This window comes from Hymenobacter sp. BT188 (assembly GCF_014333585.1).
GTDB lineage: Bacteria > Bacteroidota > Bacteroidia > Cytophagales > Hymenobacteraceae > Hymenobacter.
On the sequence record NZ_JACSCW010000002.1, the window covers coordinates 607,670 to 619,771 of the forward strand.

The 12,102-nt window shown below is 55.5% G+C and carries 8 protein-coding genes; 1 reads left to right on the forward strand and 7 read right to left on the reverse strand.

Annotated features, from left to right (window positions below; genetic code table 11):
* Positions 1-175: 175 nt before the first annotated feature.
* The 7 genes from H8B13_RS06715 to H8B13_RS06745 form a co-directional block, all read right to left on the reverse strand.
* Positions 176-2,470: a lytic transglycosylase domain-containing protein gene (locus H8B13_RS06715; RefSeq protein WP_187310026.1), complete on the reverse strand. Its 2,295-nt coding sequence runs from the start codon at positions 2,468-2,470 to the stop codon at positions 176-178.
* A 178-nt stretch (positions 2,471-2,648) separates the two neighbouring features.
* Entirely contained in the window at positions 2,649-5,525 is a 2,877-nt protein-coding gene (locus tag H8B13_RS06720; protein WP_187310027.1) for an outer membrane beta-barrel protein, read from the reverse strand.
* 223 nt (positions 5,526-5,748) lie between these two features.
* On the reverse strand, positions 5,749-6,393 hold the full coding sequence (locus tag H8B13_RS06725; protein ID WP_187310028.1) for an O-methyltransferase: 645 nt from the start codon (positions 6,391-6,393) through the stop codon (positions 5,749-5,751).
* Complete coding sequence (locus H8B13_RS06730) at positions 6,390-7,196, reverse strand: DUF4184 family protein (protein WP_187310029.1); 807 nt, start codon at positions 7,194-7,196, stop codon at positions 6,390-6,392. The genes H8B13_RS06725 and H8B13_RS06730 overlap by 4 nt, the downstream gene beginning before the upstream one ends.
* 46 nt (positions 7,197-7,242) lie before the next feature.
* Entirely contained in the window at positions 7,243-7,731 is a 489-nt protein-coding gene (locus tag H8B13_RS06735; protein WP_187310030.1) for a YDG/SRA domain-containing protein, read from the reverse strand.
* Between the two features lie 9 nt (positions 7,732-7,740).
* A complete protein-coding gene (locus H8B13_RS06740; RefSeq protein WP_187310031.1) occupies positions 7,741-8,973 on the reverse strand; it encodes a M16 family metallopeptidase in 1,233 nt (410 codons plus the stop codon).
* Between the two features lie 178 nt (positions 8,974-9,151).
* Positions 9,152-10,192 carry a glycosyltransferase family 9 protein gene (locus tag H8B13_RS06745; protein ID WP_187310032.1) on the reverse strand — a complete coding sequence of 347 codons (1,041 nt, stop codon included), beginning with the start codon at positions 10,190-10,192 and terminating at the stop codon, positions 9,152-9,154.
* A 413-nt stretch (positions 10,193-10,605) separates the two neighbouring features.
* Here H8B13_RS06745 and H8B13_RS06750 point away from each other — a divergent pair, with 413 nt between their 5' ends.
* Positions 10,606-11,895 (forward strand): aminopeptidase P N-terminal domain-containing protein, encoded by a 1,290-nt coding sequence (locus H8B13_RS06750; protein ID WP_187310033.1) that lies wholly within the window; start codon positions 10,606-10,608, stop codon positions 11,893-11,895.
* Positions 11,896-12,102: the final 207 nt, after the last annotated feature.

The window sequence follows — 12,102 nt, forward strand, 5'->3', positions numbered from 1 at the left end:
TATCGTTGAACAACTTGGGGGGCATTTTCCAACCAACAGCTTGTTCACCTAAACAACGATACGCGAAGCGGAAGCTTCGCGCTACAGCGAAACAACATCCAACCTCTGGAACTCATTGCAACAAAAAAGGACGGCCCAAGCCGTCCTTTTTTGTTGCAATGAGTTCTACAAAGACCTACTTCGTGGCACGAATAGTCAGGACCTCGCCGGGCCGTACGTTGAAATCAGGCTTATTATTCCATTCCATAATCTGCTTGATGGTGACACCGTACTTGCGCGAAATGGCGTACATCGACTCGCCGGCGGCTACGGTGTGGCGTATGGGGCCAGTGGTAGCTGCTGGCGCGGGCGTCACGGCTGTGGCTGGCTTGTCTGGCGTCGTTGTTGGGCGGGGGGCTGGAGTAGTTGCGGCTGGCGCAGCTGGTTTTGGTGCGGGTGCTGCCACAGTTGGCACTACGCGTAGTGTCTGACCTAGACTTAAAGCAGCGTTGGGGGGCAAATTATTCCAGGCAGCCAGATCAGCGGGGCGCAGACCATAGCGCCGGGCTATGCTATACAGCGACTCACTTTTTTGGACAATATGCTGACCACTAGCCGGTACATCCAACACCTCAGTGGCTTCGGTAACGATTGGGCTTGCCGGGACGGGACGAGGCGAAGACGAGGTTGCGGCCGGGGTTGGCTTAGCGGGCACCGACTTAGCTGGCGCTGTTTTAGGGGAAGCAGGCAAGTCCCGTAGCACTACCTGGCTCGGGTTTTTTACCACCGGCTCGGCGGCGTTGGCGGTATCGACTGTGGATGTGCGCGTCGTATCCTGTGCCTGGCTGGGGGGCAAATTCTGGCGGGCGGTCTGAACTGTGTCGGCCATAGCGGCTTTTACCGGAGGGGTTGGCTGAGGCTTTACTCGGCTTGTGTCAGGCGTAGCTGCTGTGGGGGGCAAATCAGCCTCTTCCTGTGTCACCGGAGTGGCGGTAGGGGCCGGTGTGGCCGCCGCAACTGCAACCACTACACTGTCTTTTTGTGGTTCTTCTATGATGGCGGTCTGCTCAAGCTCAACGGGCTCCGTTGAAGTAGATTCAACTGGTGTCTTCGCTTTAGGCGTAAGAGTCCGGCGCGGAGTAGTTGGCGCTGGCTGCGACGTAGTTGTGGAAGCCATAGCTGACCCGCTTACCGGGCGCTCAAAAGCCGCCAATGCCCTTGAATCCTGACTGTCTACATACTCCACGGCTACCTCGCGCGGCCGCGTAAACTGGAGCCAAAGCATGCGGCCGGGCCGCAGCTCCTCAGTGCGGCGCATCCGGTTTTTGGCCAGAATAGCCCGAGTACGCATGCCGTATTTCTGGCCAACAGTAGTCACGGTTTCGCCCGGCTGGGCCACGTGGTATTGCACCGACGACTTATCTCGCTTCTTCTGCACGAAATAAGGCTGGCCCACTACAATGTTGTCAAACGCGTACAAATCGTTGTACTGCATGAAGCGTTTCATCTTCAAATTGGCCCGGCGCGCCAGACTTTCCTTGGTATCACCGGGCAAGGCCACAATGGCGCGCAACCCGTTGATGCGCACGAAATCAGCGTTTTCGGGGTCTATTTCGGGCTGAGTAAGAAGCTGACCTGTTGTAGCAGTACGCTGATTAGCAAGTAAGGCGGTACGCTGCAGCTCGTCGGTGATGGGCACCAGCACGGTGTAGGGTTTGCCCGCGGGTACGGCGCTGCCGCGAGAAAGCCAATAATTGTGGCGGGCCAGATAGGTGGGGTCGGTTTGCAAGGTTTGCGCCAACGCTTCAAGGCGCTGGCCTGGCTGCACCGGAAACTCTTGGAGCAGCATGGGCGGCTGCGGATTCAGGCCCACGGCGGGTTCGTAGGCTATTTTGTGCGCTAAAAAGGTAATAATGTAGGGGTGCGTTTTTTCGGAAATCTCCATTTCCGTCGCACCTACATCGGTGGGCAGGGTGTAGGGCTTGGTGCCGGTGAGGCCGAGGTTGTAGCTAAGCAGCGTATTTATCCAGTTGCGAAACGTGGCGTTGTTGCGCTTGAAATAAGCCGCCGCGCCGCGCGAGGAAGCTACAATGTGCTTGCGCTCGTCCACGGTGCCGTCTACCTGCACGCCCAGCTCCGTCGCCGACTCGCGCTTGAACTGCCAGTAGCCCACGGCATCGTGAATAGATTGGGCCTCGCCCTGCAAACCACTTTCCTGCAACGCCAGATAGCGAAAATCCAGCGGGATTCCCTCGGCCTGAAACGTACGGTCAATCAGCGGAAAGTAGGCGTCGGCCAAATCGACGCGGGCCTGAAAGGAAGGCTGATGGCGGCGCAAGGCGTCCACTTTTTGCTGCACTGCCTGCTGGCCACCATTTGTCAGGCGAAGGAGCATACCCCCAAAAGCTAGCTCAGACGGTACCGTTACGCTTTGAGCACCCGCCAGCAGGGGCAGCACCCACAAGAGCAGCAGAATTATTCTTTTGTTCATTAGATAAGTTGAGTACACGATCAGTAACGCTTGGCTACTGAGATTATCTTACAAAGAAGGCAAATCTGTTGCGAAAATATATTTTAAGCTTCTCCCAGTTAAGCAAAACAAGCCTGCCACAAAGCAAAAAAGCCCCCCAGTAGCCGATAACTGCTGGGGGGCTTTTTTTAGATAAAGGCTAACGCGGCGAACCGGCGCCGCCTGGGCCACCACGCTCCGGACGCTCACCGGCGCCACTTGGGCTGCCAGTGCCGCTGCGCAGATTGTAAGTGAACATCACCATAAAATAGCGCTGCAAAATATCGGTGCGCGTGTCCTCGATGTAGGCTTCCGTCACGTTGCGCTGAATGCTACGGTTTTGACCCAGCATATCGAAAGCGTACAGGCGAATTTCGCCGCGCTGCTTCTCGAATATCTTCTTGCCGATGCTGGCATTCCAAAGCGCATATTGCTGGTTGAAGCCTTCAGCCAAGCCGCCGTTGTAGCGGTGCGTAAGGTCGGTTTGCAGGGTAAAGCCGTTGCCTACAATCCAGTTGAAGCGAAGCTGGCTATTTTGGGTGAAATAGTTGGTATTCAGCTGGGTACGGGCCGTGTTGCGGGCTCGGCTGAAGTTGGAGTTAGATGACACCGTAAAGTCCAGCCGCTCGCTGATATTGCTGCTTACCACCGCACCCAGGCCCAAGGTAGGCGTCTGTGAGTAGTTGATAACGTCGTTGATAAGGCCGGGCGTACGGCTGTAGCCGGCCGTGGCGTTCAGGTTCAGGTTCGACTTAATAAAGCCCACCGGCATCCCGTAGCTGAGCACGCCGCGGAAGTTGTACTGCTGCCCCAGGTTGATAGGCCGCGTTAATTGTCCCCCGGCGGGCAGGCGTACCACGCCACCGTTCAATTGTAACTCTGTGTCTTCAGTAGCGATGAAAGTGCTGTTGGTGATGTAGTTATCGGTGAAATTGCCGAGCAGCAGCGCAAAGAAAGTAGTCGATTTGCCGGGCTGGGCAGCCGAGTAGCGAATGGTAGCAGAATGCTGAGTTTGCTGCTCCAGCGCCGGGTTGCCGGTGGTGAGCTGTAAGGGGTTGGCATTGTTTACCACTTCCTGTAGCTGGCCAATGGAAGGCGGTGGCGTGCTGGAGCGGTAAAAAAAGCGCAGATTTTTCTCCCGCGAGAAATTGTAGCGCAGCATGGCGTTGGGCAGGAAATTATAAAACGAGCGGTTCAGGCTTGTCGTCAGCGGAAATTCCTGGTCGCTGCGCAAGTCGGCTTTTTGACCCGATGCGCCCACCATTACCTGCAAATCTTTGGTTTGGTGGCGGAAGCTGACGCCCAGGCCCTGAGTCAGGTAGGTGTTGGTGAATACGTTGCTCAGCGCCGGATTTAGCTCGGCGTACTCGCCTGTGTCGTCCACGAAGTCGAAGGTGCGCTTGTCGGAGTCGTTGGGGGTGTAAGCCAGCGTATAGTTGAATTGCAGCAAGTCCTGTTTGGTTAGCGGCTCGGTGTATTCCAGGCGCGTGCCCAGGTTCCAACCACTCTGATCCAAGGTTGAAAACTGATTGAGCGAATCGGTTTCAGACCTTGTTAGCAGGTTATTGTCGCCCTGCTTCTGGTTGTAATTGACGGTAGCATTTGCCGACATCGTGCGCCCCGGCTTATTGAAGCGGTGACGATACAGCAGGTCGTTATTGGAGTTGAGGCCCGTGAGAGCAGAGCGGTAGTCGCTGAGTACGTTGCTGTTGCTTATATTATCGGCGGCAGTGAAGCCATCGAGGTTGCTGTTGCCTCGGTTTTGCTGCAACGACAGGCGCGGTCGGAAAAGGATGGAATTGGCCGAGTCGATCTTGTGCTCCAGGCGCAGATTGAAGCGGTGGTTGATGTTGCGACTTGTCGCCAAGGAGTTTTCAGTATAAGTTTGGTCAACGCCGCCGTCGGCAAGGGCAAATTGACGAAACAGGTTGGTGTTAGCTCTATTCTCCGACAAGTTGAAGAAATAGCTACCGGTTACTTGGGTTTTCTTATTCCACACGTCGGAGTAGTTCAAGCCAATGGCGTGGGTAGTGGAGATACCGCCGCTGGGGCTCACCAAAAAGTCGCCGGCATTGTTGCCCCCACCACCGGGGCCACCGCCGCCCGGACGACCACCGCCCCCGCCGCCGGGGCGCCCGCCGCCCCGGTTGCCACCACCGCCTCCGGAGCTACTGGCTACACCCAGCAAATCGTCGGTGGCAAAGTTCTGCTCGTTGATATTGTTCGATTGGGCCACAACTGAGAAGCGCCGGTCACCCTCGAAGGAGTTATAATTGCCGCTCACGCGGTAGCGCTCCGGCCCAGCGCCGGCCACAAAGCGCCCAAACTGCCCAGTTTTAAACTCCGGCTTGGTCACGATGTTGATGGTTTTCTCGGTGTTGCCGTCGTTGAAGCCCGAAAACTGCGACTGCTCGCTCTGCCGGTCCAGCACCTGGATTTTATCAATCATTTCGGCCGGAATGTTCTTCAGCACCGCGTCGGGGTCGTCGCCGAAAAAGGGCTTGCCATCCACCAGAATGCGCTGCACATTTTCGCCCTGGGCTTGCACGCGGCCATCTTGCACGGTTACGCCGGGCATTTTAGTTACGAGGTCTTGGGCGTTGGCATCGGGGTTGGTTTTGAAAGCGCGGGCGTTGAACTCAGCCGTGTCGCCTTTCTGCACAGCGGCAGCGGCGCGGCCCGTTATCTCCACTTCACCCAGCTTGATTTGATTGGAGCCGAGTAAAATGCCCCCCAGCACAACCGGCGAGCCGACTACTGTGACGGGGCGGCGCTGGGTTTGGTAGCTGACGAAGGAAATGGTGAGCAGATACCGCCCCGGCGCTACCTCCGTGAAGGAAAAATTGCCCCCGGGATCGGTGGCCACGCCTTGCTTGGCGGAGTCGGGGAGGTGAATGAGCAACACGTTGGCGCCCGGTAGTGCCGATTGGTCGGTGGCATCCAGCACGCGGCCACTAACGGTTTGTTTTTGGGCGAAAACGTTGGTCGCGGTGAAGGTCAGCCAGAAGCCGAGCAGCAGGCGTAGCGCCTTTCTCATAATCGATAGATCAGGGGTAATGCGGGCGTAGACGCCTAGGAAGGAGGAAGGTTTAATCAGAAATTAAAATGGCTATCATTTTTCCCGCCAGGCTAGACGCATATTCGTTGGTTGATTTCATAAAAAAAGCCCCAATGGTTGTTGGGGGGCTTTTTTTGAAATTCAAAAAGAGATAAAAAAAATCTGTTGAAAGCCATTCAGCTAACAAGACCAATCATTGAGGTCAGATTTTGCGAAGCAGCAGCAGCCCGTCGCGGAGGGGCAAAAACACGTTTTCTACCCGTGGATCAGCCTGTATCTTATCGTTGAAGGCCCGAACGGCGTGGGTGTCTTTATCGGCGGGCTTTACGGAGTAGGAGGGCAGGACTTTGTCGCCCCAAAGCACGTTGTCGATGAGCAAAAAGCCCCCCACGCGCACTTGGTCAATGACCAGCTCGAAGTAGGCGTTGTTGTTGATTTTGTCGGCGTCGATGAACACCAGATCCCAGATTTCAGTGAGCGTAGGCAGCACGGCGCGAGCGTCACCGATGTGCAGGTGAATGCGCTCAGTTAGGTTGGCGGCGGCCACGTATCGACGGATGCGGGTTTCCAGCTCGGGGTTTTGCTCAATAGTGTGCAACTCGCCGTCCGGCGCGAGGCCTTCAGCCAGACAAAGCGCCGAATAACCCGTGAACGTCCCAATTTCGAGGATGCGGCGGGGCCGAACCATGTGGCTGATCATGCTCAGCAGCCGGCCCTGCAAATGGCCCGACAGCATACGGGGCGCCAGCACCTGCACGTGGGTTTCGCGGTTGAGGCGGCGCAGTACCTCCGATTCGGGCGTGGTGTGGGCTTCGGCGTACTGGTGGCGTTCGTCGTCGGGGGTCACAGTTGGGGCTGCTTTTGGGCGATATCGTGGGCAATATTTCGCTTCAGGGCGCGAGCAGCGCGGGCTTGCTCAGAAGGCTGAAAATACCGCCGCATCAATGTCGAGGTAATGAGCATGGATAAGCTAATGGCGCTAATGCCCGTCACAATTAAGTAAGTGAGCAAGCTGCGCGAATATGTATCGTGGATAAGCATAAAGGAAAGCCAAAACGTAGCCGTTAGCGCGCCGGTGAACGTCCAGAATAAGCGCTGAATTTTGCTGGTAGCTTTTACCAAACGCGGTTGCACAGGCAGTTTCCAAACAAACAAGGCGATAGCCACCAAGCCAATTACAGAGGAAACGTATTGCAGCCACCGATAAAGCGTAAGTGGCCCTACGCGCAGATTCAGGAAATCAATACCTACCGTAATAGGGCTATTGTTGTGCGTAAAGGCATCCCAGAAAATATGCGACAGGCTACCTACCAAAATGCCCAGGATAAGCCGCCCGCTCCAAAGGTTCCGGAGGGGCCAGGGCTCCTCAGATAGCTGCCCCAGCCGCGCCCGCAAAAACAAGGGCAGACTGCGGACTAAAGGGCGTTTTACTACACCATGAAACAGGGCCGCAATCAGTAAGCCCAAAGGCAAATCGAACCAGAAGAGTCCTGCCCACGTGTGGCCATAAGAACCATAGGGTTTTAGACGCAGAAAGTACTCAAAGTCGGGAGCCATAGTGCCTAGTACCAAGCCCGTTATCGACAGCCACCGACGGGTTCGAAAAAGCAGAGGCAATACTATAGCCGGATGTGAAAGGGTAAAGGGCATTCTGAAAAGATTAGTATCTAAAGAGAAGCACAACCAGATAGCGTACTTAAATAGTGCCTAATGAGTTGGGGATAACGGGGTTTGATGGCAGCCTCTCCAGCTTAAATCGCCAGATGCTGAAACCTGATTTTCCCATTTCCTGCCAGTGCGCCGTGATGCGGTACAGTCCATCGTACCGGTAGAAAAAAAGCCCCCCAGCGTTTTGAACGCGGCGTACCACGCGCACGGGCTGACCAGTAGATTGGCTGCGCGCTAGCTCTAAGTTGGCGCCAGTCAGAGTTTGATCGGCTACCTGTTTGCCAGAAGTGCTGCTGCGCCCGCCCTGGCCCGTGTAGAGGATGACGTGGCCCAAGTCCACGTCATCCTCGTATCCTTCGGCTAATACAATTGATTCGGCGCCCAAGCCGCTCCGCGCTCCAATGCCAGCCCGCGTAGGGCGGTGCACCCCGGAAGCACTCAGCTCCAGCCGATTCAGGAACTCGTAGCCTTCCTGAAAACCGGCAACGGCTCCAAAAGTGGCAGGCTGCTTGGCCATCGTGGCGCTCTACTCGGGCATGTACTGCAGCACGCTCAGATTGTCTTCGCGCAGCACGTCGTTAGCCAGCTCACTCAGCTCGGAAGCGGTAATAGCGCGGATGCGGTCGAAAATCTCGGTGAGCGGCTCCACGCGGCCAATGTCAAGGGTGCTTTTGCCGAGGAGCTGCATCAGGCCGCTGTTGCTTTCCTCCGACATGGCCAACTGGCCCATTAGCTGCTCTTTGGCCGTGTGCAGTTGCAAGGAGCCTAAGGGCTTTTCGCGCAGAATTTTTAGCTCCTTTTGCACTAACGCTAACGTGCGCTTCACCTGCTTTTTCTCCGTGCCGAAATAAATACCGAACAACCCCGTATCGGTGTAGGGCGAATACGTAGCGTCGATGGTGTACACCAAACCATATTTTTCGCGCACACCTAAGTTCAGGCGAGAGTTCATGCCAGGGCCGCCGAGAATGTTGGTCAGCATGAAAAACGGAATGCGGCGCGGATCTTCAATCGCATACGCCGGGCCTCCAATCAGGCAGTGGGCCTGCGTGATAGGCTTGCGCTCCAATTGCTCTACCCGCTGATAAGAGGAGAAAGGCGTACGCGGCCGTGGACCTAAGCGGACAGGCAGCGGCGCCAAGTATTTCTCGGCCAAGCGCTTCACTTCCGTAAACGGTAGATTGCTCACGGAGCTAAATACGAGCCGATCGGTGCGGATATTATCAGTCAGGAACTGGCGGAAATCCTGCTGCTGAAAGCCCGAAACGCTCTGGCGAGTACCCAGAATGTTGTGGCCCAAGGCGTGATTTCCAAAAATAACGGCGTCGAAGTCGTCGATGATGGCGTCCTCGGGAGCGTCGTGGTACATAGCCATTTCCTCCAGAATTACGCCGCGCTCCTTCTCAATCTCACGCTCCGGGAACACGGAGTGAAAGGTGAGATCGGTGAGCAGCTCGAAGGCGCGCTCGAAGTGCGTGCTGAGCAGAGAGGCGTAAAAGCAGATTTTCTCTTTCGTGGTGTACGCGTTCAATTCGCCCCCCACGGTTTCGAGGCGGTTGAGAATATGGAAGGAGCGACGCTTTTCGGTGCCTTTAAAGGCCATATGCTCCCAGAAGTGAGCCAGGCCTAATTGATGCAAGTCCTCATCGCGCGAGCCAATATCGAGCAGGAAGCCGCAATGCGCGATTTTGGTGTGCAGTACTTGTTTGTGCAGCACGCGGATGCCATTAGGCAACTCGTGCAAATCGTAATCGGCCATTTAATACGGGCTTGGAGTCTTGATAACAGCAGAAGGCAAAATGGGTAAACGCACCCACAATTTTGCCCCCCGACTAGTAATAACCAGCTTCGGGCTTGACTGGTTTCCTTCTATTTTCTGGAAGGTGGGGAAGGGCACAAAGGTACAAAAAAGCCCCCCGCAACGAAGTTTGTTTGCCTTAGTGCTGGGCGGCGGCCCACGCCTCAGCCTCGGTCAGTGCCTCGATGAGCTGCTGGGTTTGGATACCGCGGGCGCAGTAGAAATGGCCCAGGGGGCATTTTTTGTAGCCATGCAAGCCGCAAGGCTGACAATCCAACTCTTCTTCTATCTGCACTACCCGCGAAAACGGACTTAGGGGCCCAAAGCCAAAAAACGGTACCGTGGAGCAGAAGACAGCACATGTCGGCGCGCCCATTGCGGAGCACAGGTGCAAAGGCGCTGAGTCGTTCACGTAATTAAGGACTGCTCCGCGCATCAACGCCGCCGACGCCAGCAAGGGGAGCTGACCCGCCAAGTTCACGACGCCTGCCCGCCCGCTTTCTTGGCGCAGGCGCTCACATACGGCGCTGTCGGGGGGCGCACCCAACAGGTACACACTATAATGAGGCGGTAACGCGCGAAGCAGCTTTAGCCATTGCTCCTCCGGAAACTGCTTCGTAAACCACACCGACGTGGGCGCAATGCAGACATAAGGCCCACGACTTACATAGGAAGCCACAATAGCCTCATCGGCGGGGGTGGGGAAAAGGCGGGGAGGTGTAAGCGGTGCCTCCGACTCAGGATAGAGCAGGTGCAGATTGCGCGTTACCTCATGAATGCCCTGGCCCATGAGGTGGGGCGTAACCTGTGTAAAGGCAAACGAAAGCGGGTTTTTGTCGAAGCCAATGCGCTTGGGAGCACCCGAAAAGGCGGTAAGAAAGCCCGTGGAGGCAAAGCGCTGCAACGTGATAACCCGTTCGTAGTCGCCGGCCCGGATGGTGCGCAGCAAGCGCCATAGGTCGCGGTACTTATGGTTTTTCTTGTCCCAGATCAGCACATCGCGCACATGCGGGTGCTGCTCTATCAGTGCCTCGTTGCCTTTGCGGACCAAAAAATCGACGGGCGTATTCGGTTCCGTCTGACGCAGGCGTTCCAGCAAGGCCGTAGCCAGAATAACGTCGCCAATAAAAGCGGTTTGAATAAGCAGAATGGCGCGGCGCGGGTGCGACTTGGGCGGCATTAGAAACGGGAAGGAGCGGACAGAGCGGGGGGCGAAAATACCCAAGCTACCATAGGATACAAGCTTATGGCAAGCCTAGTAAGTCCATATTTTTGATTTTAACGCAATAACACCAAATAGCCTGCCTAAAGTGCAGCCCACGAGCCAGAATGTATGCAACTGCTGATTTACCACATTCATCGAACTACAGCTGCAGGGGAAAACGCTTGTGTAAGATTGGTTTCTGGACAAAAAAGCCCCCCAGTTCTCTAGAAATCGAGGCAGAATCAGCCGTATCCCGAATTAGCTGGTCGCAGCCGTTTGCGTAAGCGCCTTGTGCGATAAAAGCGGAAGTATGCGGGCTTGTGCTCATTCTCCTAACTTGCAACCGCACCCCGGTGCGTTTTATCTTCTTCCCAAACCTAGCCCGTTCTATGCGTTACGGACCTCTCGATCCCCAGCTTTTCATTGAAAATCGCCGCAATTTCATTCAGCAGCTGCTTCCGGCTTCGTTAGCCATTTTCCACGCCAACGACACCATGCCCACCAATGCGGACGGCACGATGGCGTTTCGGCAGAATAATGACCTGTTCTACCTTTCCGGCGTCGATCAGGAGGAGAGCATCCTGCTTCTGTTTCCTGATGCCAAGCTGCCCCAGTACCGCGAAATCCTGTTTTTGAAGGAAACCAGTGAGCATATTCTCATCTGGGAAGGCTATAAGCTGACGAAAGATGAAGCCCGCGCCAACTCCGGTGTTCGGACTATTCTGTGGCTCGATAGCTTTCAGCAGGTATTACATGCTCTGATGAATGAGGCAGAGAATGTGTACCTCAATACCAATGAGCACATCCGGGCGGTAGTAGAGGTCGAAACCCGGGATGCACGTTTTGTTAAGGAGATAAAGGCAAAGTATCCGCTGCACCAGTACCGTCGGGCTGCGCCCTTGCTGCACCATTTGCGGGCAATCAAGAGTCAGGAGGAAATCCGGCTGATGCGGGAGGCGGTCAATATTACAGAGAAGGCGTTTCGTCGTTTGCTAGGCTTTGTGAAGCCGGGCGTGTGGGAATACGAGATTGAGGCCGAGATTCTGCACGAGTTTGTGCGCAACCGCTCGCGCGGCCCAGCCTACGGTAGCATTATCGCCTCGGGTGCCAGCGCCTGCATTCTGCACTACGTGAGCAACGACCGTCAGTGCCAGGATGGCGACGTGCTGCTGCTCGATTTTGGGGCCGAATTTGGTAACTACGCCGCCGACCTTTCGCGCAGCATTCCCGTGAATGGAAAGTTCACCAAGCGCCAGCGCGATGTGTACGAGGCCGTGCTGTCCGTCATGAAGTTTGCTACTTCGCACCTTGTGGCCGGCAATAATATAGAGGACTACCACGCGGCCGTGGGCAAGCATATGGAGCAAGAACTGATTAAGCTGGACTTGCTCAACGAAGCTGATGTTCGCAACCAGGATCCGGCCGCGCCGCTCTATAAAAAATACTTCATGCACGGTACCTCGCATTACCTGGGCCTCGATGTACATGATGTGGGGGGCAAATACCGCACGTTTGAGCCGGGCATGGTATACACCTGCGAGCCGGGTATCTATATCCGGGAGGAGGGACTAGGTATCCGGCTGGAGAACGATATTCTAATTACCCGCAGTCAGCCCGAGGACTTGATGGCCTCTATCCCGCTGGAAATCGCCGACATCGAGCGCCTCATGAGGGAGTAGGTATTTAGCCAACCGGAGTTACGGCCCAACCGTAAGCTCAAAAAAGGGCGTTCCACCAAGGAGCGCCCTTTTTTGGGACCGTTTCAACTGAGAAAATCAGTTTTTTTGAAAATTTTGAAAATTAAAAAAGATAAATATTTCTTTGTTGTCACATAGGCAGGCCTGAAAATCAGGCGGAAACGTTGATTTGGCAGAAATAAGTTCACA